This window comes from Myceligenerans halotolerans, assembly GCF_054782975.1.
On record NZ_BAAGRL010000006.1, the window covers coordinates 18,809 to 43,523 of the forward strand.

General features: G+C 70.8%; 18 protein-coding genes. 16 read left to right on the forward strand and 2 right to left on the reverse strand.

The genetic code is table 11. From position 1 onward, the window contains the following. Positions 1-9: 9 nt before the first annotated feature. A complete protein-coding gene (locus ACYVK5_RS03345) occupies positions 10-1,251 on the reverse strand; it encodes a lanthionine synthetase C family protein (RefSeq protein ID WP_460701875.1) in 1,242 nt (413 codons plus the stop codon). Continuing rightward, on the reverse strand, positions 1,248-4,229 hold the full coding sequence (locus tag ACYVK5_RS03350; protein WP_460701876.1) for a lantibiotic dehydratase: 2,982 nt from the start codon (positions 4,227-4,229) through the stop codon (positions 1,248-1,250). Before ACYVK5_RS03350 ends, ACYVK5_RS03345 begins: the two co-directional genes overlap by 4 nt. Before the next feature lie 574 nt (positions 4,230-4,803). On the opposite strand from ACYVK5_RS03350, the gene ACYVK5_RS03355 reads away from it, so the two are divergent. From ACYVK5_RS03355 to ACYVK5_RS03430, 16 genes are all read left to right on the forward strand, one after another. Then, positions 4,804-6,108 (forward strand): geranylgeranyl reductase family protein, encoded by a 1,305-nt coding sequence (locus ACYVK5_RS03355; protein ID WP_460701877.1) that lies wholly within the window; start codon positions 4,804-4,806, stop codon positions 6,106-6,108. Positions 6,109-6,130: 22 nt separating this feature from the next. Beyond that, positions 6,131-6,490, forward strand: coding sequence for an NADH-quinone oxidoreductase subunit A (locus ACYVK5_RS03360; protein WP_123815812.1), 360 nt, complete (start codon positions 6,131-6,133; stop codon positions 6,488-6,490). A gap of 101 nt (positions 6,491-6,591) precedes the next feature. Next, positions 6,592-7,143, forward strand: a complete 552-nt coding sequence (locus tag ACYVK5_RS03365; RefSeq protein WP_460701878.1) for a NuoB/complex I 20 kDa subunit family protein — start codon at positions 6,592-6,594, stop codon at positions 7,141-7,143. A 95-nt stretch (positions 7,144-7,238) separates the two neighbouring features. Beyond that, complete coding sequence (locus ACYVK5_RS03370; protein ID WP_460702951.1) at positions 7,239-7,985, forward strand: NADH-quinone oxidoreductase subunit C; 747 nt, start codon at positions 7,239-7,241, stop codon at positions 7,983-7,985. Continuing rightward, complete coding sequence (locus tag ACYVK5_RS03375) at positions 7,982-9,331, forward strand: NADH-quinone oxidoreductase subunit D (protein WP_460701879.1); 1,350 nt, start codon at positions 7,982-7,984, stop codon at positions 9,329-9,331. The genes ACYVK5_RS03370 and ACYVK5_RS03375 overlap by 4 nt, the downstream gene beginning before the upstream one ends. Then, a complete protein-coding gene (nuoE, locus tag ACYVK5_RS03380) occupies positions 9,328-10,140 on the forward strand; it encodes an NADH-quinone oxidoreductase subunit NuoE (RefSeq protein WP_460701880.1) in 813 nt (270 codons plus the stop codon). The genes ACYVK5_RS03375 and nuoE overlap by 4 nt, the downstream gene beginning before the upstream one ends. After that, entirely contained in the window at positions 10,137-11,504 is a 1,368-nt protein-coding gene (nuoF, locus tag ACYVK5_RS03385) for an NADH-quinone oxidoreductase subunit NuoF (RefSeq protein ID WP_460701881.1), read from the forward strand. Before nuoE ends, nuoF begins: the two co-directional genes overlap by 4 nt. After that, positions 11,501-14,503, forward strand: coding sequence for an NADH-quinone oxidoreductase subunit G (locus ACYVK5_RS03390; protein WP_460701882.1), 3,003 nt, complete (start codon positions 11,501-11,503; stop codon positions 14,501-14,503). The genes nuoF and ACYVK5_RS03390 overlap by 4 nt, the downstream gene beginning before the upstream one ends. Further along, a complete protein-coding gene (gene nuoH / locus ACYVK5_RS03395; RefSeq protein ID WP_460701883.1) occupies positions 14,500-15,798 on the forward strand; it encodes an NADH-quinone oxidoreductase subunit NuoH in 1,299 nt (432 codons plus the stop codon). The genes ACYVK5_RS03390 and nuoH overlap by 4 nt, the downstream gene beginning before the upstream one ends. A 1-nt stretch (position 15,799) precedes the next feature. After that, positions 15,800-16,675: an NADH-quinone oxidoreductase subunit NuoI gene (gene nuoI, locus ACYVK5_RS03400; RefSeq protein ID WP_460702954.1), complete on the forward strand. Its 876-nt coding sequence runs from the start codon at positions 15,800-15,802 to the stop codon at positions 16,673-16,675. Beyond that, a complete protein-coding gene (locus ACYVK5_RS03405) occupies positions 16,672-17,490 on the forward strand; it encodes an NADH-quinone oxidoreductase subunit J (RefSeq protein WP_460701884.1) in 819 nt (272 codons plus the stop codon). The genes nuoI and ACYVK5_RS03405 overlap by 4 nt, the downstream gene beginning before the upstream one ends. Beyond that, on the forward strand, positions 17,490-17,789 hold the full coding sequence (gene nuoK / locus ACYVK5_RS03410) for an NADH-quinone oxidoreductase subunit NuoK (RefSeq protein WP_123815803.1): 300 nt from the start codon (positions 17,490-17,492) through the stop codon (positions 17,787-17,789). The genes ACYVK5_RS03405 and nuoK overlap by 1 nt, the downstream gene beginning before the upstream one ends. Positions 17,790-17,813: 24 nt before the next feature. After that, entirely contained in the window at positions 17,814-19,751 is a 1,938-nt protein-coding gene (gene nuoL / locus ACYVK5_RS03415; RefSeq protein ID WP_460702956.1) for an NADH-quinone oxidoreductase subunit L, read from the forward strand. A gap of 12 nt (positions 19,752-19,763) precedes the next feature. Next, positions 19,764-21,374 carry an NADH-quinone oxidoreductase subunit M gene (locus ACYVK5_RS03420; RefSeq protein WP_460701885.1) on the forward strand — a complete coding sequence of 537 codons (1,611 nt, stop codon included), beginning with the start codon at positions 19,764-19,766 and terminating at the stop codon, positions 21,372-21,374. Further along, the gene (nuoN, locus tag ACYVK5_RS03425) at positions 21,374-23,392 is read left to right on the forward strand and encodes an NADH-quinone oxidoreductase subunit NuoN (protein WP_460701886.1); all 2,019 of its coding nucleotides are present in this window, start codon (positions 21,374-21,376) and stop codon (positions 23,390-23,392) included. The genes ACYVK5_RS03420 and nuoN overlap by 1 nt, the downstream gene beginning before the upstream one ends. A gap of 79 nt (positions 23,393-23,471) precedes the next feature. Next, entirely contained in the window at positions 23,472-24,632 is a 1,161-nt protein-coding gene (locus tag ACYVK5_RS03430) for a polyprenyl synthetase family protein (protein ID WP_460701887.1), read from the forward strand. Positions 24,633-24,715 lie beyond the last annotated feature (83 nt).

Consider the following 24,715-nt stretch of genomic DNA (forward strand, 5'->3'; position numbering starts at 1 on the left):
CCGCCAGGTTCATGACAGGAGCAGCAGCGCGTCCCACGCGGTGATGACCGGTGCGGCCGGCAGATCCGTGTGTTCGGAGAGTGCGAGAGCGACGCCGGCCGCTCCGGTCAGGAAGCCGGGAGCGTCGAGGCGCGCTCCTGCCTCGTGGTGCTGGACGCCGAATCGAAGCGCGGGACTGTAGGCAGCCTGCACCTTGATCCGGGCAATCTGGCCCACGGGTAGGCAAATGGACCCCGCGCACTGGAGGATCCCGGCGTCGCCATGGCAGAGCGTCGGGCCTTCGGCGTCCCAGCGCTCGGTTCGTGAACTGAGCGAGCCCATGGCCTCGACGGCCACGGCCCGGAGTTCGTCGTTCCCCAAAGCGCGACCCGCCAGGTCGAGAGCCCGGCTGATTCCGGGAATTCCGTAACACCAGGCTTCGCTGCGTCCGTCGCGTTGCAAGGCGGAGTCGGCGTCGAGTTCGTCGCCGGTCAGGTGCGTGGGCCAGAGCGCTTCCCCGTTCGTGCGCCACCGGCACAACCACCCCGCTGCCGTTTCCATGGCTTCGCGCTGTCGTGGTACCTCGAACCCTGCGGCGCACGCGACTGCCAGGAGCGCGAGCGGTCCGGCTACGCCGTGGGCGAGTCCGGTGTTGGCAGCTCCGGACGAATCGGAGTCCAGCGTCTCGGAGTAAACCTCCCGGTCGACCCACCATCCGGGACGTCGTCCTCGGGTGGTGGCCAGCATCGTCGTGAGCGCGTTCAAAGCGGCGTGTAGTCCGGGCTCGGCCTCCCTGTGGCCGTGGTTCAGCGCGGCCAGGAGGACGCGTCCGACGCCTGCCAGGCCGCTGATGACGTCATAGATGTGCCACGGCGTCCCGAAGCCGCCGGCAGCGAGAAACGCTCGCTGCCTGTCCGCCAGGTGGCTCGCGTAGGAGGAGGTCCAGCGGACGGCCCTGGCCACGACGGTCTGCTGCATCTGCGGGTCGGGAAGATATGGCGTGCCGATGATGAGCGACGCGGCAAGACCACCCAGCTCGTGATAGGTCCCGCCGAACGCTTCTGCCTGAGCTGCCCGGCGGGCAGCCTGTTCCCAGTGCGCCGTCGCAGCCTGCTCGAACTCGGGATCGAGGTGTGACAGCCTCGCGTGCAGCAGCGCGGTCCCTGGAAGCCCCTGGGCAAGCGTCGCGACGCCGGTTCCCGCGGCCTCCGCTACGTCCGACGGGTTGGTGAGCTTCTCGGCGATGGCCAAGACGATGTCTGTCGTGTTCATTGCACCCTCTGTGCCAACAGCTGGGCCGCTACGACGCGCGCGAGGCGCTCGGCGTCGTTCGAGCCCAGCAGCCGGTTCGCGTGCATGTGGATCAGCGAGGAGGCACAGTCTGCTCGGCGCGCCGGTGGCACCAGATCCCGGTACGTCTCCAGCGACTTGCTCCAGGCGCGCCACGTCGGCTCAGCGGCGCCAGTGGGCCGGCCGTGGTCTTGCTGCTGTTCCCGCGCGGCCTTCACCAGGCGGTGCACCTGACGGCGTGCGCCACGATCGAGCTGGTGGCGGCCCACGGCTTCGAGACCGTTTCCAGTGGCGACGGAACGGCCCACGGCTGCTGCGGTGAGGGCTGCGGTGACGAGCCGCTGTTCGTGGTCCGCTGTCGCGGCGATGGTCGCGAGGACCATCTCGCTGTCTGCCTCGAAGACTCGTTCTGCGGCCTCGATCGCCTCCGGCCCGCCGTATCGGACCACCTCCGGCTCGTAGGGTTCGATGACCAGCCCCCGCGCGAGGCGGCTCGCGACCAGGCCCGCGCACCATGCGGACATGGTAGGGAGGACCTGACCACAAAGAAGTTCGGGTTTGCCATGGAAGCGCACACGGAGATGTGGTCCGTATGCCTCGTTGTCGTAGCGCAGCCAGAACCATCTATCGTGGAATTCCGCCGTCGTCTCCGCTACCTCGGCCAGGCGCTCGAGGATCGCCTCGTGGTGCTGGTGCGGCGCTGGGATCGCCAGGGACAGCCACTCCCCACCTGGAACGAACAGCTCAACGCTCGGTTCAGCCGGAGGGGCGTCGAGGCGACGTGAATCGGACTCGATGTTGCCTTGCAGCGGGATGATGAGTTCCAGCAGGTGCCGTCCACTCGGTCCCGCGATGACGCCTTGGATCGCGTCTGACTCGCCCGGCGGCTCGATCACGGTGTCCATCCCGCGTCGGACGTACCGGCGCAGTAGTTCGCGGTCTTCGCGATGGTCGAGTGCGAGCGGCAGTTGACGGTCGCCTTCCTCGGCGAGGACGGTCTCCGGCGGCTGCGGAACCGTCGATGCGCGCCAGCGGTCAAGTTCGGCGTCCCATCGTGTGTCGTCCTTGGCGGCGTTGACGACCGAGGCGTCCAGTCTCCAGCGCGCGGGCGACAAGATCGTCCGGCCGTATCGGATGCGGGGCTGGAACGCCGTGTCGTCGAGCGGGCCCCACGACCATGCACACCATGGCGTGGTTCCCGAGAGCGCGAGCTGCTGGAGCAATCGGGCGACGGGCGAGATGTACATCGAGCCCACGCGCGAGTACAGCACCGGGACGACCTGGCATTTCCGTGACCGGGACCAGAGCATGAGGCGGGTGCCGTCGGACGTGAGAACAAGGTCGTCCAGCCGGAGATCGCCGTCCTTGTACGGCACGCCTACGGGAATCCGCGTGTCTGCGAAGCCCGCCGGGACGGCCGCCGTGCTCAGCTCCGGCTTGCGGGGACGGACCAAGACCTCGGCGGTCAGTGCCGGCTTCGCCAATCGGGAGAGCACGCCCCGGTGGTCCAGGTTCACCAACGACGTAAACCGGCCGACCGTCGACCCGGCATCCTGCGTCCCGCCCGCATCGATGGCCAGGTGATACCGCCCTGCCTCCAGATCTGCCGAGGACGCGGCGAGCACCCGCGCATAGATCTCCGCGCTCGGTGGCGGTGGCGGCCGGTCGGGGCTGCGTCCTTCGAGAGCGGAGATCGTCGCGTCATCGATCTCCACCTCGGTCTCACCCCTTCCGACGGCGGTGGCGATCAAGTCAGCCAGTATCCGCAGCCGACTGCGCTCCATCGGTGCCGCGCGAATCTCTGCCTCGTCCCCGACACCACCGAGGCCCTCGACCGGGTCGAGGACGTCGAGCAGCGGTACGGCACGGCCCGTGCCGTATCTGCTCACGAAGCGGTCGTGATAGCCGCTCAGGACCGGCAACGTATGTCCGATCCGCCACAACAGGCCGACAGCTTCTGCCGCATCGTGCATCAAGGACTCAGGTACGACGACGTCGGCATCCACCGCGGTGTCGGAGGTGATCGGGCTCTCGACCCGCACGACGTTGTCACAGGCCAGTCGTGCGGCGTCCAGCGCCGCCAGACGCTCGCGGTCACCGGGAGGGTACTCGTCGGCACGAACCAGTGCGTCACGTATCGCGGCAAGGGCGTCTCGCATCGGAGCTGCCACGGGGAGCTTCGTCAGCATGTGCCGGAGGGGGGCATCATTGATGCGCTCGGGCAGCAGGTCAGTCAGCAGGAAGCCCCCGCTGACCATCGTCAGTACAGCATCCCGGACGATCTGCTCCGGGACCGACGGCCACTCGCGCTGAACCGTCGCGATGAGATCGCGCAGCCGCGCGCCGCTTTGACATCGCGCGAGGATCAGGCTGGCCGCGGGCGTGGCGCGAATCGTCACCCGCTCCGGAACGTTGTCCCCGGCCTCGGCGATGCGTTCGTGTTCGAAGCAGTCTCCCCGTCGAACGACCAAGTTGCTGGCCGAGAGCGTCAGGCGGTCCAGCACTCCGGGCAACGACATCACCCGATCAGCGACGGAGACCAGCCATCCCGCACTCGGTGTCGTGTGCACCCGATGCGAAGAGCCGAGTGACAATCTTGTGCGCTGGTCTTCACCGACCACATCGGCTACCTGAACCCCGGCGAACACACCGCGTGGCGTTGGTCGCGTCCGGGCACGGCGATCGTACGCTCGCAGCGTCTGCGCAAGCCGGGGAGTCATGGGAGTGCCGCCGCGCACCGCATCTCCCGTGTAACGCGACGCAAAACGCACAGCTTCGGAGAGTACGTCTCCATCCGTGGAGCCGGACGAGGTCGTCCCGTCCGACTCCACCGGAAGGAGGGGCACCCGTGCCAACACGGGAAACTCCCGCATCCAGACGAACGGTCGCGACTGTGCCACGACCGTCAACAGCCCTTCTTCGTGCAGGCCGTCGTCGGGCAATTGCAGGTCTTGGAGCATCCCCGGCTTGTGCAAGTCTTCGTACAGCCGTCGTCGGTGCAGTCGGTCGTTGTGTTCAGCCCCTTGATGTCAGGCACCGGCACTGACTTCAGGTCGAAGTCGAACAGGTCGGCTGTCATGCGGTCCAAGACCGTGACGCGATCGGTCATAGGTAGCCCTTTCGGCTGGTCAGGACGGTGGTCGAGAACCATCCAATCCGCACTGAGCCCACATGAACAGAGCATCCATCAGGCATCTTCCTGGCCTGATGGTGGTACTGGACAGCGACGAGCCCTCTGGGACCCCAGGAGCAGATCCCCGAAGGGCAACGGTGGCAGCACCGCAAGTCATCCTGGCGAGTCCCAGAGGGCTCGTTGGTAGTCAACCAATCACACGGCCGTGTCTCGCGTCACCAGCATTGCTCGGCAGCATGCCGCCGCCCCATCGCATCGCGGTGACGCGGATCACCGCCCGAAGTTAGGTTCGCCTTGCTACCCAATGTCCGTCTCGTGTGGCTAGGGTGGCCGTGTTGTGACAGGGTTCACAAGGACCTGTCCTGACACCCAGCAGCGAGTTCACAATCGGGGGTGAGCACGTGAAGCATCGTGACAACGACGCTGATGTCATCGTGGTGGGCGCCGGCCCGGCCGGCTCGTCCACCGCGCATTGGTGCGCGTCCGCAGGTCTCGACGTGCTCCTGCTCGAGAAGGCCGAGTTCCCCCGCGACAAGATCTGCGGCGACGGGCTGACCCCCCGCGCGGTCTCGGAACTGGTCCGGATGGGTGTCGACACCGACGAGCGCGACGGCTGGATCCGCAACCGCGGCCTCCGCGTACACGCCACGGGCCGCTCCTGGGAGCTCGACTGGCCGGACCTCACGGCGTACCCCGGCTACGGCATGGCCCGCGCCCGCATGGCGCTGGACCACACCCTCGCCCAGCACGCGCAGGCGAGCGGCGCCAAGCTCCTCACCGGCACCAAGGTCACCGGCGCCGTCACCGACGAGCGCAGCGGCCGGATCACCGGTGTCACCGCGCAGCCGCTGGACGGCCGCGGCCGCGCGGACGGCCCGGAGCGAACGTTCCGAGCGCCCGTCGTCGTCGCGACCGACGGTGTGAGCTCGCGCCTGGCGACCGGCGTCGGGCGGATGCGTCGTGACGACCGGCCCATGGGGACCGCGGTCCGCGCGTACTACACGACGCCGCGGCACACCGACCCGTTCATGGAGTCGCACCTGGAGCTGTGGTCCGGCGAGCCCGGCCGCTCCGACCTGCTGCCCGGCTACGGCTGGGTGTTCCCGCTCGGCGACGGCACCGCGAACGTCGGCCTGGGCAGCGTGCACAGCACGCCGGCGCGGCAGTCCCGGGCCGGGATCGACTACCGGGCGCTCCAGGACACCTGGCTCACCCACTCCGCCCCGGAGGGCTGGGAGATCAGCCCTGAGGCGGCCACCGGCAAGGTCCGCGGCGCCGCGCTCCCGATGGGCTTCAACCGTGGTCCGCTGTACGCCGACGGTCTGCTCCTCGCGGGCGACGCCGCCGGCATGGTGTCCCCGTTCAACGGCGAGGGCATCGCCTACGGTCTGCAGGCCGGGCGCGTCGCCGCCGAGGCGATCGCCGCGGCCCGCCACAAGTCGACGGACGCCGCGCGCGAGGCGGCCCTGGCCACGTACGCCGACCGCATGCGCGCGGACCTGGGCGGCTACTACACCCTGGGCCGCTGGTTCGTGCGGCTCATCGAGCACCCGCAGGTCATGCGGGCCTGCGTGAAGTACGGACTGCCGCGCAAGGTCGTGATGCAGTTCGTCCTCAAACTCTTGTCCGACTGCTACGAGCCGAGCGGCGGCGACTGGATCGACCGCACCATCGCCGGCATGACGAAGGTGGTACCAAGCTCGTGAAGGAACTCCAGAGGGGAACGGCATGAATCCCTATCTCCCCATCCTGATCCTCATGGGGATCGGGGCGGTGCTCGCGCTGGGCGGTGTCGCGGCGAGTGCGGTCATCGGCCCGAAGCGCTACAACCGCGCCAAGCTCGACGCCTACGAGTGCGGCATCGAGCCGACGCCGAACGCGCTGGGCGGCGGCCGCCTGCCGATCAAGTACTACCTGGTGGCGATGACGTTCATCGTCTTCGACATCGAGGTGGTGTTCCTCTACCCGTGGGCGGTCGACTTCACCACCCTCGCCACGTTCGGGCTGGTCGCGATGTTCGCCTTCCTGGCGCTCATCACCGTCCCGTTCGTCTACGAGTGGCGCCGCGGCGGGTTCGACTGGGTATGACATTGACGAAGGGCGCAGCGAGGGCGGCTGCCGAGGTGCGAGACAGCCGCCCGGAGCAAGCACGAGGAAATGTCAGCCAGGGGCACTGAGAAGGAGGAGACATGGGTGTCGAGGAAGCGCCGTCGGGATTCCTCCTGACGACGATCGAGGACTTCGCCGGATACATGCGCAAGGCGTCGATGTGGCCGGTGACGTTCGGCCTGGCCTGCTGCGCCATCGAGATGATGGCCGCGGGCGCACCGCGCTACGACCTGTCGCGCTTCGGCATGGAGGTCTTTCGTGCGTCGCCGCGCCAGGCCGACCTGATGATCGTGGCAGGGCGGGTCAGCCAGAAGATGGCGCCGGTCGTGCGTCAGGTCTACGACCAGATGAGCGAGCCCAAGTGGGTGCTCTCCATGGGCGTGTGCGCGTCGTCGGGCGGGATGTTCAACAACTACGCGATCGTGCAGGGCGTGGACCACGTGATCCCGGTCGACATCTATCTGCCCGGCTGTCCGCCGCGCCCGGAGATGCTGATCAACGCGATCCTCGCGCTGCACCACCAGGTCCAGAACGCCCCGCTCGGTGCGAATCGGCTCGAGGCGGCACGCGCGGCCGAGGCCGCCGCCATGGAGGCGACACCGACCTTCGAGCAGAAGGGGCTGCTGCGGTGAGCGAGGAGAAGGACAAGGTTCCCCAGGACGACGCGGCGCTCGACAAGGCGGCGCAGGGCAGGGCCATCCAGGACAAGGCGGCGCAGGGCACGGGCCTGCCCGGGTCGGGTGCCGGCGGCGAACCGAGTGATCTGGAACGCGTCGGCTCGCCCCTCGAGGTTGTCGAGGTCCGGCACGGCATGTTCGGCGCGCACGACTCCGGCGATACGTCGGGGTACGGCGGCCTGGTGCGGCCCGTGGCGTTGCCCGGTGCGTCGTCGCGCCCGTACGGGAGCTGGTTCGACCGGGTCGTGGACGTGCTGACCGAGGTGCTCCGCGAGGACGGCGTCGACCCCGACGCGGCGATCGAGAAGGTGGTCGTGGACCTGCACGGCGCCGACTCGCCCGAGGCGCCGCAGGCGGAACTGACGCTGAACGTGGCCCGCGAGCACCTGATGCCCGTGTGCCGGGCGCTGCGTGATGACCAGGATCTGCGCTTCGAGCTGTCGCTCGGCGTCTCGGGGGTGCACTACCCGCACGAGACCGGCCGCGAGCTGCATGCCGTCTACCACCTGGTGTCGGTGACGCACGGTCGCCGCCTGCGCCTGGAGGTCGCGGCCCCCGACGAGGACCCGCACGTCCCGTCCACCACGTCCGTGTACCCGGCCAACGACTGGCACGAGCGCGAGACGTACGACTTCTTCGGCATCGTGTTCGACGGCCACCCCGGCCTGGCGCGCATCGAGATGCCGGACGACTGGGAGGGCCACCCGCAGCGGAAGGACTATCCGCTGGGCGGCATCCCGGTCGAGTACAAGGGGGCCACGGTGCCCCCGCCCGACACGAGGAGGGCTTACTCGTGACCGCGACAGCAGAACCGCACGCGACCCGGCCGATCGACGACGACGCAGCCCGCACGATCCGCGGGTTCGAGGCCTACGGCGACGGCGACTGGGACGAGATCGCCCGCGAGGCCATCGGCGAGGAGCGCATCGTCGTCAACATGGGCCCGCAGCACCCGTCCACGCACGGCGTGCTCCGGCTCATGCTGGAGATCGACGGCGAGACGGTGACCGAGGCCCGCGCCGGTATCGGCTACCTGCACACCGGCATCGAGAAGAACATGGAGTTCCGCACCTGGTCGCAGGGGCCCACGTTCTGCACCCGGATGGACTACGTGGCGCCGTTCTTCCAGGAGGCGGCGTTCTGCCTGGCCACGGAGCGGCTGCTCGGCGTGACCGACGACGTGCCCGAGCGTGCCTCGGTGATCCGCGTACTGATGATGGAGCTCAACCGGATCTCCTCCCACCTGGTCTGCCTCGGCACGGGCGGCAACGAGATGGGCGCCACCACGGTGATGACCGTCGCGTTCACCGCGCGCGAGGAGATCCTGCGGCTCTTCGAGGCGGCCACCGGGCTGCGCATGAACCACGCGTACATCCGGCCCGGTGGCGTGGCGCTGGACGTGCCGGAGGGTTTCACCGCCCAGACGCGCGAGGCCCTGAAGAAGGTCCGCGGCTATCTCAAGGACCTGGGCGACCTGATGCTGGCGAACCCGATCTTCAAGTCGCGCCTGACCGACGTCGGCGTCCTGAACCTCTCCGGGTGCATGGCGCTCGGCGTGACAGGTCCGGTGCTGCGGTCCACGGGGCTGCCGTACGACGTGCGGAAGTCCGCTCCGTACTGCGGCTACGAGACCTACGACTTCGACGTGCCGGTCTCGAAGAGCGCGGACTGCTACGACCGGGTCGTGCTCCGCCTGGAGGAGTGCTACCAGTCGCTGGGCCTCGTCGAGCAGGCGCTGTCGCGGCTCGACGCCAGCGAGGGCGAGCCGGTCATCGTGGCCGACAAGAAGATCGCCTGGCCCGCCCAGCTCGCCATCGGCAGCGACGGGCAGGGCAACTCGCTGGAGCACATCCGCAAGATCATGGGCACCTCGATGGAGGCCCTGATCCACCACTTCAAGCTGGTCACGGAGGGTTTCCCGGTACCGGCCGGGCAGGCGTGGCAGAGCGTCGAGCACCCGCGCGGCGAACTCGGCGTGCACGTCGTGTCCGACGGCGGGACGCGCCCCTACCGCGCGCACTTCCGCGATCCCTCGTTCAACAATCTCCAGGCCACGTCGGTGATGTGCGAGGGCGGCCAGGTGGCCGACGTCGTCGTCGCCGTCGCGTCCCTGGACCCCGTGCTGGGAGGTGTGGACCGATGACGGTCGAGCCGGCCCCGACCAGGGCTTCCTACGACGCCGAGACCCTGGCGTCCTTGCGTGCCGACGCCGCCGAGATCATGGCGCGCTACCCGGACCCGCGCTCCGGCCTGCTGCCGATGCTGCACCTCGTGCAGTCGGTGGACGGGTACGTGAGCCGTGACGGGATCCTGTTCTGCGCCGAGCAGCTCGGGATCACCGCCGCCGAGGTGAGCGCCGTTGCGACGTTCTACACGCAGTACAAGCGCAAGCCGAACGGGAAGTACACCGTCGGCGTGTGCACCAACACGCTGTGCGCGGTGATGGGCGGCGACGCGATCTTCGACGAGCTCAGCGAGCGTCTCGGCGTCGGGAACGACGAGACCACCGAGGACGGCGCGATCACCCTGGAGCGGGTCGAGTGCAACGCGGCCTGCGACTACGCGCCGGTGATGATGGTCAACTGGGAGTTCTTCGACAACCAGACGCCGGAGTCCGCCGTCGACGTCGCGGAGCAGCTGCGGGCGGGTGAGGACGTGGCGCCGACCCGTGGGGCCGACAGCGTGTGCTCGTTCAAGGAGATGAGCCGGGTCCTGGCCGGGTTCCCCGACGGGCGGGCGCACGAGGGCGTGGGCGCGGGCGAACCGTCGCTGGTCGGGCTGCGGATCGCGCGTGAGCACGGCTGGGCGCCGTCCGGCGGCCCCTCCGCCCCGGCCGGCGAGCCGGGCGAGATCCTCACCGGCGAGCCGGGTTCCAGCGCCGATCGCCGGCCCGTGACGCCTGCGGACACCGAGGTGGGCATGGACAAGAAGCCGGGAGAGGACGCGCGATGACCGAGTTGCTTCCGGTGCTGACGGAGACGTGGGACGCCCCGCGGTCGTGGCGGTTGTCCACCTACGAGAAGCACGGCGGGTACTCCGGGCTCAAGAAGGCCCTGACGATGACGCCGGGCGACCTGGTGCAGGCGGTCAAGGACTCCGGCCTGCGCGGTCGTGGCGGCGCGGGGTTCCCCGCCGGCATGAAGTGGGGCTTCCTGCCCCCGGACGACGGCGGCCCGCGGTACCTGGTGGTGAACGCCGACGAGTCGGAGCCGGGTACCTGCAAGGACATCCCGCTGATGATGGCCAGCCCGCAGCACCTGATCGAGGGCGTGATCATCACGTCGTACGCGATCGGCTGCAATCACGCGTTCATCTACGTGCGCGGCGAGGTGCTGCACGTGTACCGGCGGCTGCTGGAGGCGGTGGCCGAGGCCCGACGGGTCGGGTACATCGGCACGGACATCCTGGGTTCCGGGTTCGACCTGGAGGTCACGGTGCACGCCGGTGCGGGCGCCTACATCTGCGGCGAGGAGACGGCGCTGCTGGACTCGCTCGAAGGGCTGCGCGGCCAGCCGCGTCTCAAGCCGCCGTTCCCCGCGGTGGCGGGCCTGTACGCGCGGCCGACCGTGGTGAACAACGTGGAGACGGTCGCGAGCGTGCCCGGGATCGTGGCCAACGGCGTCGACTGGTTCACCGGGATGGGGACGGAGAAGTCGACCGGTCACGGTCTGTTCTCCCTGTCCGGGCACGTCACGCGACCGGGCCAGTACGAGGCGCCGCTCGGCATCACGCTGCGTGAGCTGCTCGACCAGGCCGGCGGGATGCGCGGCGGGAAGCCGCTGAAGTTCTGGACGCCGGGCGGGTCGTCGACGCCGCTGTTCACCGCTGAGCACCTGGACACGGCGCTCGACTACGAGTCGGTGGGCGCTGCAGGGTCGATGCTCGGCACGCGTGCGCTGCAGCTCTTCGACGAGACGGTGTGCGTGGTCCGGGCGGTGAGCCGGTGGACGGACTTCTACGCGCACGAGTCGTGCGGCAAGTGCACGCCGTGCCGCGAGGGCACCTACTGGCTCAAGCAGGTGCTGCACCGGATCGAGGAGGGGCAGGGCCAGGACCGGGACATCGACCTGCTGCTCGACCTCTGCGACAACATCCTCGGCAGGTCGTTCTGCGCGCTGGGCGACGGCGCCACCTCTCCGATCACGTCGAGCATCCAGCACTTCCGCGAGGAGTACCAGGCGCACATCGACGGGCACGGCTGCCCGTTCGACCCGTCGGCGTCGGCGCTCTTCCCGTACACCCCGAGAACAACGAAGCCAGGCGCGACCGCAGCTTCCGGGCAACTGGTCGGCGCCGGCGGGGGAGGTCACCGATGACCGTCACCACATCGAAGCCCGAGGGCGAGGTGGCCGAGCCGAAGATGGTGACGTTCACCATCGACGGGATCGAGGCGCAGGTGCCCGAGGGCACGCTGATCATCCGGGCGGCGGAGCAGCTCGGGATCGAGATCCCGCGGTTCTGCGACCACCCGCTGCTCGCGCCCGCGGGTGCGTGCCGGCAGTGCCTCGTGGAGGTCGCGATGCCGGACCGCGAGGGCAACGTGCGGCCCATGCCGAAGCCGCAGACGTCGTGCACCATGACGGTCACGCCCGGCATGGTGGTCAAGACGCAGGTCACGTCGCCGGTCGCGGACAAGGCGCAGCAGGGGGTCATGGAGCTGCTGCTCATGAACCACCCGCTCGACTGCCCGGTGTGCGACAAGGGCGGCGAATGCCCCCTGCAGAACCAGGCGATGAGCAACGGCCGGGCCGACTCCCGGTTCGAGGACGTGAAGCGCACGTTCCCCAAGCCGGTGTCGCTGAGCTCGCAGATCCTGCTGGACCGGGAGCGCTGCGTGCTCTGCCAGCGGTGCACCCGGTTCAGCGACGAGATCGCGGGCGACGCCTTCATCGCCCTCCAGATGCGCGGGGCCAAGCAGCAGATCGGCCGCTTCGACGAGAAGATCCTGGGCTTCGAGTCCCCGGGCTGCGGGTGCGGCGACGGCGGATGCGGGAGCGCGGAGTCGGCGTCGTCGTCCGCCTCGGACACCGGCGCCCCGGACACCGCCGCGGCGGAGACCGCCGTGATCGGGGCGGACGCCGCCACGGCGAAGGGCCGTGCGGAGACCGACGCGAGCGGGCAGGGTTTCTCCTCCTACTTCTCCGGCAACACCGTGCAGATCTGCCCGGTAGGCGCCCTGACCGGCTCCTCGTACCGGTTCCGGTCGCGGCCGTTCGACCTGGTGAGCGCGCCGGGCATCGCCGAGCACGACTCCTGCGGGTCCGCGATCCGCATCGACCACCGCCGCGGCCAGGTGATGCGGCGCCTGTCCGGTGACGACCCGGTCGTCAACGAGGAGTGGATCACCGACAAGGACCGGTTCGCGTTCACCTGGCAGTCCGCCCCGGACCGCCTGACGACGCCGCTGGTGCGGGACCGCGACGCGGACGGCAACCCCGGTGACCTGCGGCCGGCCTCCTGGGCGGAGGCGCTGGAGATCGCCGCCCGGGGCCTGGCCGAGGCGCGCGCCGCGGGCGGCGTCGGGGTGCTGCCCGGCGGCCGGCTCACCGTCGAGGACGCCTACGCCTGGTCGCGGTTCGCGCGGCAGGTGCTCGGCACGAACGACATCGACCAGCGCGCCCGCGTGCACTCCGCCGAGGAGGCAGAGTTCCTGGCGCACGCGGTGGCCGGTACCGGTGTCGGCGTCACCTTCACCGACCTGGAGAAGGCTCCCGCCGTCCTGCTCGTCGGCCTCGAGGCCGAGGAGGAGGCAGGCGTCACCTTCCTGCGGCTCCGCAAGGGCGTCGCGAGCAACGGCACCCGGGTGTTCGGCGTCGCGCCCTACGCCTCGCGGGGCCTGACCAAGCTGTCGGGCACACTGCTCCCGGCGATCCCGGGCACCGAGGCCGAGGTCCTGACGTCGCTCCGCGACGCGGCCGGTTCCGGCGCGACGGCGGACGGTACGACGACGGCACCAGGTACGACGACAGCGCCGGGCGCGACGACCGTGACCGGCGCGGTGCCGGCCGACGACCTGGTCGCGGCCGCGACGGGCTTGTGTTCCGGCGGCGCCGTCATCCTGGTCGGCGAGCGTCTCGCCGCCTCGCCCGGTGCGTACCCCGCGGCGCTGGCCCTGGCCGAGGCCACGGGCGCGCGGCTCGCGTGGATCCCGCGTCGCGCCGGCGAGCGCGGCGGCGTCGAGGCCGGCCTGCTGCCGAACCTGCTCCCGGGGGGCCGTCCGGTGACGGACCCGGCGGCCCGCTCCGAGGTCGCCGAGGCCTGGGGGCTGAGCACCGACGCCAGGGACGACGCGACGGCGGCCGACGCCGACGGCGCGACGACGGAGGCCGGCGGCGTCACGTCCGGGAGCACCTCGCGGATCCCCGCGGCCCCCGGTCTCGACACGGCCGGCATCATCGACGCGCTGAGCGTCGGACACCTGTCGGGTGCGCTCGTCGGCGGCGTGGAGCTCGCGGACCTGCCGGATCCCGGGCACGCGCGCACGGCGCTGGCCGCCGCCGGATTCGTCGTCTCGCTGGAGGTGCGCCGCTCGGAGGTCACCGACCTGGCCGACGTCGTGCTGCCGGTCGCGCCGCCCGTGGAACGCGCCGGTTCCTACTGGAACTGGGAGGGCCGCGTGCGGTCCTTCGGCGCCGCGCTCGACGACTCGACGGCGCTGCCCGACCACCGCGCCCTGCACGCCCTCGCCGCCCAGCTGGGCAGCGACCTCGGGACCGGAACGCCGGCCGAGGCGCACCTCGCCGTCGCGGCGCTCGGCGCCTGGAAGGGCCCGCGGGCCGGTGCCGCCGGAGGCGCGCCGACGCAGGCCCACGCCGAAGGCGTCGCCGGAGCTGCCGCGACGCCACGACCCGAGGCCCGAGCGTTCGCGGCGGCCGAGCCAGGTGGCGGTACCTCACCTGGTACGGCGACAGCGCCAGGCGCCGGCGCGTCCGGTGCGGCGTCCGGCGCGGACGGGACAGCCGTCCTCGCGTCCTGGCGCCTGCTGCTCGACGACGGGCGCGGCCAGGACGGCGAGCGCCATCTCGCCGGTACGGCCAAGCGGCCGGTCGTCCGCGTCTCGGCGGCGACGGCCTCCGGTCTCGGGCTGTCCGACGGCGGTCGCGCCGAGGTCAGCACCGGCCGCGGGGCGATCACGCTGCCGGTCGCGGTGACGGCGGACATGGTCGACGGCGTCGTGTGGCTTGCCCTCGCGAGCGTCGGCAGCCGGGTGCACGATGCGCTCGGCGCGACGCCGGGCGACGTCGTCCACGTGCGGCGCGTCGAGGCGTCGACGGGAACGGGCACGGACCACCGGCTCGGGAAGGAAGAGTCATGAACGGGGTGATCCTCGCGGCCGCCGAGGGCGGCGTGGCCGCCGACTTCTCGGCCGAACCGATCCTCGCGTCGGTGGTCAAGGCGGTGCTGATCGTCGTCTTCCTGCTGACGTCGGTGCTGTTCGCGATCTGGTTCGAGCGCAAGGTCGTGGCGAAGATGCAGCTGCGTCCGGGCCCGAACTGGCACGGCCCGAAGGGCCTGCTCCAGTCGCTGGCGGACGCGATGAAGCTGCTGCTGAAAGAGGACGTCAACGTCACGCGGGCGGACCGGGTGGTCTACCTGCTGGCGCCGATGCTCTCGGTGTCCGCCTCGCTGCTGGTGTTCGCGGTGATCCCGTTCGGGCCGAGCGTGACCATCCCGTTCACGGACTTCTCGACGCCGGCGCAGCTCACCGACTTCCCGGTGGCGGTGTTGTACATCCTCGCCGCCGCGAGCGTCGGCGTGTACGGCATCGTGCTCGGCGGGTGGGCGTCTGGTTCGACGTACCCGCTGCTCGGCTCGGTGCGCTCCACGGCGCAGGTGATCAGCTACGAGCTCGCCATGGGGCTGAGCCTGGTCAGCGTGTTCATCATGGCGGGGTCGATGTCGACGTCGCAGATCGTGAACAGCCAGGCGCAGGTCTGGTGGTTCATCCCGCTGGCCCCGGCGTTCGTCGTCTACATCATCTCGATGGTGGGCGAGACCAACCGGCTGCCGTTCGACCTGCCCGAGGCCGAGGGCGAGCTCGTGTCCGGCTACATGACCGAGTACTCGTCGATGAAGTTCGCCTGGTTCTTCCTGGCGGAGTACATCAACATGCTCAACGTCTCGGCCGTCGCCGTGACGCTCTTCTTCGGCGGCTGGCGCGCGCCGGTGCCGGACGGGTTCCTGGGCGACGCGCTGAACACGGGCTGGCTGCCGATCGTCTGGTTCCTCATCAAGGTCTGGGCCGTGATGTTCTTCTTCGTGTGGGTGCGCGGCACGCTGCTGCGCCTGCGCTACGACCAGTTCATGGTGTTCGGGTGGAAGGTGCTCATCCCCGTCGCCCTCGGCTGGGTGGTGGTGCTGGGCGGCGTGCAGTGGGCGCTCACCATCGCCGAGCTGCCGCGCTCGACGTTCTTCTACCTCGCCGCCGGCGTGATCGTGCTCGTCCTGCTCCCGATGCTCTTCTGGCCGGAGAAGCGCCGGCCGCGGGAACCGGACGAGCCCGAGACCATCGACGCCTTCGCCGGCGGCTACCCGGTGCCCCCGCTGCCCGGGCAGAAGCTTCCCGCCTCCGAGCGGTTCGGAAAGGAGGTCGCCGGCAGTGACCAGTGACATGCACGACGAGACCGGCTACCAGCCGCTACGTCCCCAGGCGAAGGGCCTGGGAGAGTTCCTCGCGCCCGTCGCGGGCTTCGGGGTCACGTTCGCCTCGATGTTCAAGCCCACGGTGACCGAGGACTACCCGCGCAAGAAGGTCGCGCCCCAGGGTCGCTACCACGGCCGACACCAGCTCAACCGGTACGCCGACGGGCTGGAGAAGTGCATCGGCTGCGAGCTGTGCGCCTGGGCGTGCCCGGCCGACGCGATCTACGTGGAGGGCGCGTCCAACGCGGACCTGCTGGAGAACGCCGACGCCGCACCCGGCACGCTCGATGCCGACTCGCCCGCCGGGGCGCACATGAGCCCCGGGGAGCGGTACGGGAGCGTCTACCAGATCAACTACCTGCGCTGCATCTTCTGCGGGCTGTGCATCGAGGCCTGTCCCACGCGTGCCCTGACGATGTCGAACGACTACGAGCTCGCCGGGAACACGCGCGAGGGCATGATCTACGAGAAGCAGGACCTGCTGGCCCCGATCAGCGAGGGCATGCTCGCCGCCCCGCACCCCATGGCCGAGGGCACCACCGACACCGACTACTACCGGGGCGACGTGCTGGGCGCGACGCAGGCCCAGGTCGACTGGGTCCGCGAGCGCCGTCCCGACGACGAGACCCTGGCGGGTGCCGAGGCCGTGGCCACGGGGAAGCAGCCCGCTCCCACGTCCCGGCAGCACGAGTTGCGGCCGGACGCCGGGCCGGGCGAGGCGGAGAAGGCCGCCGGCGCGGCCGCCGTCGGCTCGGTGCGGGCGCCGGTCGTGGACCTGACCGAACCGTCCGGGACCGGCGGCACCACGACCGCCGTCGGGCACAGGACCGAGGGGGCGCGATGACCCCCGACCTGGCCGGGATGACGACCTCCGGTGGTGAGGCGTTCCTCTTCTGGGTGCTCGCGCCCCTCATGGTGCTCGCCGCGCTCGGGCTGTTGTTCGTCCGGCGTGCCGTGCATGCGGCGCTGTGCATCGTGTTCGTCATGGTGAGCCTCGCGATCATGTACATCGCTTCCGAGGCGCCGTTCCTGGGCGTGGTCCAGGTGGTCGTGTACACGGGCGCCGTGATGATGCTCTTCCTGTTCGTGCTGATGCTGGTCGGCGTCGATGCGTCCGACTCGCTCACCGAGACGATCCGCGGTCAGCGCTGGATCGGGCTGCTGCTCGGGCTGGGGCTGGCGATCGTGCTGGTCGGCGTGGTCTCCCAGGCCACGTTCGGGGCCGGGACGCCGCTGACCGAGGATCAGGTGGCCAACCCCGTCGGGCTGGCACGCGTCCTGTTCGGCGACTACGTGCTCGCGATGGAGGCGGTCGGTGTGCTGCTGGTGACCGCTGCGATGGGCGCGCTGGTCCTGACCCACCGGCGGCGGCTCGAGCCGAAGCGGACGCAGCGGTACGTCGCGGAGCAGCGGATCAAGGCACTCCCGGACGGCACGGTGCTGACGCCGCTGCCCGCGCCGGGCGTGTACGCGCAGTCCAACGCGATGGACACGCCGGCGCTCGGTCCGGACGGGCGTCCGCTGGAGCAGTCGGTCTCGCGGGTGCTGCGCATCCGCGGGCAGGAGAAGGCGGCTCCGGCGTCGCTGGTGGAGACCGGGCCTGCGGGTCAGGTCTCGACGGCTCCGGCGACGAGCACCGACGGCGGGGAGGACTCCTGATGGACATCACCAACTACGTCGTCCTGGCGTGCATCCTCTTCGCGATCGGCGCGACTACGGTGCTGCTGCGCCGTAACGCCATCGTGGTCTTCATGGGCGTGGAGCTCATGCTCAACGCGACCAACCTCGCCTTCGTGACGTTCGCCAGGATCCACGGCGATCTCACGGGACAGGTCCTCGCGTTCTTCGTCATGGTCGTGGCCGCCGCCGAGGTCGTGGTGGGCCTGGCGATCATCGTGACGATCTTCCGCACCCGCCGCTCGGCCTCGGTCGACGACGTCAACCTGCTCAAGGGCTGAGGGGGGACTGGGAAAGTGAACGACGTGATCGGGTACGCCCCCTGGCTGGTGGGCTTCCCCATGATCGGGGCGGCGATCCTGTTGCTGGGCGGTCGCGCGCTGGACAAGTGGGGCCACTGGGTCGGCGTGCTCGCCTCCAGTGCCTCGGCGCTGCTGGGTGGCTGGCTGCTGTTCCGGATGATCGGCGCGGAGCCGGCCGAGCGGGTCGTGGACCACCACCTGTGGACGTGGATGGCCGCGGGCGGCCTGGACGTGGACCTCGGGCTGCGGCTCGACCCGCTGTCGATGACGTTCGTCATGCTGGTGACCTTCGTGGGCACGCTCATCCACTTCTACTCCGTGGAGTACATGGCGCACGACGCGCACCGGCGCCGGTTCTTCGGCTACCTGAACCTGTTCATCGCGGCGATGCTCGTGCTGGTGCTGGCCGACTCCTACCTGGTGCTGTTCGTCGGCTGGGAGGGTGTGGGCCTGGCGTCGTACCTGCTCATCGGGTTCTGGGACCACAAGCGGCCCAACGCGGTCGCCGCGAAGAAGGCGTTCGTGATGAACCGCGTGGGCGACATGGGGCTCATCGTCGCCATGGCGCTCCTGTTCGCGCACACCGGCGCGCTCGACTTCGGCACGCTGTTCGGCAGCGGGGCCGCGGGCGAGGGCATCGCCGCGGTCGCGGGGGCGGGCACGCTCGACCAGGGCGCCGCCACCGCCGTCGGCCTCGCGCTGCTGCTGGCCGCCTGCGGGAAGTCCGCGCAGTTCCCGCTGCAGGCCTGGCTCGGCGACGCGATGGCGGGTCCGACGCCGGTCTCCGCCCTCATCCACGCCGCCACCATGGTCACCGCGGGCGTCTACCTGCTGGTGCGCTCCGGGCCGATCCTCGACGCCGCGCCCACCGCGCAGCTCGTCGTGGTGATCGTCGGGGTCGTGACCCTGATCTTCGGGGCGATCGTCGGCTGCGCCAAGGACGACATCAAGAAGGCGCTGGCCGCCTCCACGATGTCGCAGATCGGCTACATGATGCTGGCGGCCGGGCTCGGCCCGGTCGGCGCCACGTTCGCGATCTTCCACCTGCTCACGCACGGCTTCTTCAAGGCGGGGCTGTTCCTCGGCGCCGGCTCGGTGATGCACGGCATGAAGGACGAGGTGGATATGCGTGGCTTCGGCGCGCTGAGCCGCGTCATGCCGCTCACCGCCTGGTCGATGACGTTCGGCTGGCTCGCGATCCTCGGCATCCCGCCGTTCTCCGGGTTCTGGAGCAAGGACAAGATCATCGAGGAGGCGTTCGTCGGTGAGGGCTGGCAGCCCTGGGTGTTCGGCGGGGCCGCGCTGATCGGCGCCGGCATCACCGCGTTCTACATGACCCGACTCATGACGATGACGTTCTGGGGCCGGCCGCGCTGGACCGAGCCCGAGTACCACCCGCACGAGTCCCCGGCGCTCATGGTGTGGCCGCAGGTGATCCTCGCGGTCGGCTCGATCGCGCTGGGCGGGCTGCTCGCGTTCGGCAACATCTTCAGCACCTGGCTGGAGCCCAGCGTCGGGCACGCCGAGCATCACGAGCCGGTGCTCCCTGTCCCGGTGCTGATGGGCGCCACCATCGCCGTCGTCGTCCTCGGGGCGCTGATCGGGTACGCCATGTACCGCCGCGACGTGCCGGCCGAGGCACCCCGCGGATCCGTCCTGACCCGCGCCGCACGCCGCGACCTCTACCAGGACGCGGTCAACGAAGGCCTCGTCATGAAGCCCGGCCAGGGGGTCACGGCCGTCCTCGTCACCGCCGACACCGGCGTGATCGCACGCGGCTGGGGCGTGCTCGCCGGCGGCGTCGCGGCCCTCGGCGCCTGGCTGCGCACCGCGCAGACCGGGTACGTGCGCGCGTACGCCGCCTCCATGGCGGCCGGCGTGCTGATCATCGGCGTGGTGATCGTGCTCGTCGCGACCCTCGGGCAGCCGGCCGGAGCGTAAGGAGACATCGAGATGACCTTTCCCTGGCTGACCACGCTCGTCGTGTTCCCGCTGGTCGCCGCCGTGGCCGTGTGGCTGCCCGGGCTCGTGCGGACACGGCGCGGCAGCGCCGGCGGCGCGAGCCTGGCCAAGACGACGGCGCTCGGCGCCGCACTCGTCGAGGTGCTGCTGCTGATCGGCGCGTTCGTCGAGTTCGACACCGCGACCGCCGCCGAGCACCAGCTCTCCGAGACCTACGCCTGGATCCCGCAGATCGGCGCGTCGTACGCGCTCGGGGTCGACGGCGTGAGCCTCCTGCTCATCGCGCTCGCGGTGGTGCTCGTGCCGCTCGTGCTGGCCGCCGCCTGGCGCGAGCAGGGCGACAACGGGCTGCACCTGCGCCGGTACCTGGCGCTCGTGCTGATCCTCGAGGCCCTCATGGTCGCGGTCTTCGCGGCCCGCGACGTGTTCCTCTTCTACGTGCTGTTCGAGGCGGTGCTCATCCCGGCGTACTTCCTCATCGGCGGTTTCGGACAGGGCCCGGCACGCCGCCGGGCCGCCGTGAAGTTCCTGATGTTCTCCCTCGCGGGCGGGCTCATCATGCTGGCCGCGGTCATCGCCCTGTACTTCCAGGTGCCGGTGGATCCGGAGACGGGCCTGCGGCCCGAGGACGCCTTCCTCACCGCGAACCTCACGGGGCTCGAGCTCGATCCGGTCGCGGGCAGGCTGATGTTCGCCGGGTTCTTCATCGCCTTCGCGATCAAGGCGCCGATGGTGCCGGTGCACACCTGGCTGCCCGACGTCGCCGGCAACGCCACACCCGGCACCTCCACCCTGCTGATCTGCGTGCTGGACAAGATCGGCACCTTCGGGATGCTGACCCTCTGCCTGCCGCTCTTCCCCGAGGCGTCCCGCTGGGCCGCCCCGCTGGTGATCGGGCTCGCGGTGGTGTCGGTGCTCTACGGCGCGATCGCGGCGATCGGGCAGACCGACCTGCTGCGGCTGGTGGGCTGGACCTCGGTGAGCCACTTCGGCTTCATCATCCTGGGCATCTTCACGTTCACCGAGCTCGGCACGGCCGGGTCGGCGTTCATGATGCTCAACCACGGCCTGGCGACCGGCGCCCTGTTCCTCACCGCCGGGTTCCTCATCGCGCGGCACCCCACCAGGTCGCAGGTCATCACCGACTACAGCGGTCTGCGCACCGTCACGCCGGTGCTCGCCGGGACGTTCCTCGTGGCGGGGCTCGCGACGCTGTCGCTGCCGGGCCTGTCGACGTTCGCCTCGGAGATCATGGTGCTCGTCGGGGCCTACGGCGACGCTCCCGGGTGGACGCTGGCGGCCGTGCCCGGGGTTGTGCTCGCCGCGGTGTACATCCTGCTCACCTACCAGAAGATGTTCACCGGCGACGTCGCCGCAGGGCTGGACCGGATGCCCGACATCGGCCGCCGCGAGCGGCTCGTCGCCGCCCCGCTCGTCGTCGGCCTGCTCGTGCTCGGCCTCGTGCCGCAGCTCGCGCTGAACTACGTCGACGCGCCGGCGACCGAGGCGGTCGCCGTCGTCGGGACCGTGGACGACGGCGTGGCCGACGACGGCGCGGCGGGTGCGGACGACACCGGCGGTGCCACGGAAGGGAACGAGTGATGCCTGAAATCTCCGCGTTCGCGGCTCCCGAGATCGAGTGGGCGGCGCTGGCGCCGCTCCTGATCGTGCTGGGCACCGGCGTGGTCGGCGTGCTGGTCGAGGCGTTCGTGCCGGACCGTGCCCGCCGCATGACCCAGATCGTGCTCACCCTCGTGGCCCTCGCCGGCGCGCTGGTCGCCGTCGGTGTCCTGTGGGGGATGCTGCAGCAGTCCCTGTCCGCGGGCCTCGGGGAGGAGGCGACGCTCGACCCGGAGGTGCTGGGCGGCACGCTGTTCCTCACCCCGTTCGCGCTCGGGGCCCAGGGCATCATCGTGATCCTCGCGTTCCTGGGCGTGCTCGTGGTGGCCGACCGCACCTCGACCGGTGAGGACGCCTTCGCCCCCACCGCCGCCGCGGTGCCGGGCACGCACTACGAGGACCTGGCCCGCGAGGCGGGCCTGCGGCAGACCGAGATCTTCCCGCTGCTGCTCTTCGCGGCCGGCGGCATGATGCTGTTCGCCTCGACCGACGACCTCATCGTCATGTTCATCGCGCTCGAGGTGCTGTCGCTCCCGCTGTACGTGCTGTGCGCGACGGCGCGCCGGCGCCGGCTCCTGTCGCAGGAGGCCGCGGCGAAGTACTTCCTGCTGGGCGCGTTCGCCTCCGCGCTGTTCATCTTCGGCGTGGCGCTGATCTACGGGTTCGGCGGGACGGTGATCCGGATCATGCGGGAGAGCGGCGTGCCTCTTCCGCCGGGCGAGCATTTCGTGGGCGTGCGGCTCGTCGACATCTCCACCGCGGCTCAGCAGGTCGCGCAGACCGGCGGCCTGCCCGAGGGCATGACCACGCTCTACCTGGCCGGCGTCGTGCTCGTGGTCGTGGGCCTGCTGTTCAAGGTCGGGGCCGTTCCGTTCCACGCCTGGACCCCCGACGTGTACACCGGCGCGCCCACCCCGATCACCGGCTTCATGGCCGCCGCCACCAAGGCCGCCGCCGTCGTGGCGCTGGTGCAGGTGCTGTGGAAGGCCGGCGCGGGCATGCCGCCCGAGGTGCTGGAGCAGCTCCAGCTCGCGGTGGTCGTCATCGCCGTGCTCACCATGGCGGTCGGCACCGTGGTGGGCGCCGTGCAGACCGACGTGAAGCGCCTGCTCGCGTACTCGTCGATCGCGCACGCAGGGTTCCTCGTGACCGGTGCGGTCGGCTTCGCGACACTGGTGGACGGCGGCGCGATCATCTCCATCAGGCGGACGGCCGAGGGCAACGTCTTCGCGGGCGAGGTCATCCAGGGCATCCTGTTCTACCTCGTGGCCTACGGTGTCGCGACCGTCGGCGCGTTCGGCGTCGTCACGCTCGTTCGGGAGCGGTCCGCCGACGGCGTCGTCCTCGGGGAGGCCACCGACCTGGCCGCCTGGCGCGGCCTGGGTCGCCGGGCCCCGTGGCTGACCGCCGCGTTCGCGCTGTTCCTGCTGTCGATGGCGGGCATCCCGCTGACGGCCGGGTTCGTGGCGAAGTTCGGGGTGTTCTCGGCCGCCGTCGCCGCGGGCTACTGGTGGCTCGCGGTCGTGGGCGTGCTCGCCTCCGTGGTCGCGGTGGCCTTCTACGTCCGCGTCATCGTCATCATGGTGATGACCCCGAGCAACGAGGACGCGGCGGCCGAAGCAGCGGCCGAGCGGGTCGGTGACACGGGCACGGTGGTCACGACCCCGGCGGGCGGCGTCGGCCGCGGTCGTGGCGAGGTTGCTGCCCCAGCCGAGGCGACCGGCGTCGCGAGCGGCAAGGCGTCGTCCCCGACCGATGGCCCCCGGCCGAGCGGCGAGGTAGAGGCCACGACCTCGGGAGGCGGGATCGCCGTCGTGACCGTCTTCGGGGAGGAGCACGAGGAGGCGGCCGAGACCGCCGCCACCGACGCCGTCGTCGTCGGCTCGCGGGGACCCGCCGCCGTCGCCATCGCCCTGTGCGCAGCGGCCACGCTCCTGCTGGGCCTCTTCCCGTCGCCGCTCCTCGACCTCGCCGAACAGGCCACCCGGTACGTCCCGTGATGCGCCGTGTGGGCGACTCCACTTCGTCGTGGGGCGGGCCGGTTCACCGAACCCGGCCGGTACGAAGTAGGTTCGTCTCGTGACTTCTGCACCCCACGAGACCGACGCCACGGCGGCGGCCCTGACCGACCCCGCCGTGGCGCTGGGCTTCCCCGTGCAGGACACCGAACTGGCACACCGGCTCGCCGACCGGCTCACGGAGGTGGACCAGGCCCTCGAGGCCGCCGTCGCCCAGGCCGACGCGCTGGCCGACGACGTCGCCCGGCACCTCGTCGACGCGGGTGGCAAGCGGTTCCGCCCGCTGCTCACACTCCTGTGCGGCGAGCTCGGCGACGGGACACGTTCGGAGCTGGTCGACGCCGCGATCGTCGTCGAGCTCACGCAGGTCGCGTCCCTGTACCACGACGACGTCATGGACTCCGCCCCCGTCCGGCGGGGCGCGCCGTCCGTGCACTCGGTGTGGGGGAACTCCGTGGCGATCCTCGTGGGCGACATGCTGTTCGCGCGCGCGTCGCAGCGGGTCGCGGAGCTGGGGCCCGAGGCGGTGATCATCCAGTCGCGGACGTTCGAGCGGATGTGTCTCGGCCAGCTGCACGAGACCACGGGGCCGGACAAGGACGAGGACGCCGTCGCGCACTACCTGCAGGTGCTGAGCGACAAGACGGCGAGCCTGCTGGCGACGTCGGCCCGGCTGGGCGCGATGTTCGGCGGCGCCCCCGCCGACCAGGTCGAGGCCGTGGCCGCCTACGGCGAGAAGGTCGGCGTCGCCTTCCAGCTCGCCGACGACGTGCTCGACGTCGCCTCCGACGGTTCGGTCTCCGGCAAGACCCCCGGCACCGACCTGCGCGAACACGTGCCGACGATGCCGGCGTTGCTGCTGCGCAAACGTGTCGTGGACGCCGGCGGCGGGGACGGCGTCGCCCGCCGGGCCGTCCGGTCGCCACCGGGGACCACCGGCCCGGCGGACGAGACCACTTCGGGTGGCGGCCCGGCCGGGGGACCCGCCACCACGGCTGCCGACGCCGCTCTGCTCGCCGACCTGGAGGGCGACCTGTCCTCCGACGAGGCACTGGCCGACGTCGTGCGGCGGCTGCGCGACCACGAGGTCCTCGCGGAGACGCGCCGGCTGGCGCGCACCTGGGCGCAGGAGGCCGCCGACGAGCTGGCCCCGCTCCCGGAGGGCCCGGTCAAGGACGCCCTGACGGAGTTCGCCGCGGCGGTAGCCAACCGTGCGGTGTGACGGCTGGTGCTCTCGCGGCTACTGGAACTTACTGTAGAACTGTGGCAGTCGATTCCGGTACGGGTGCCTTCACGCAGCCGCCA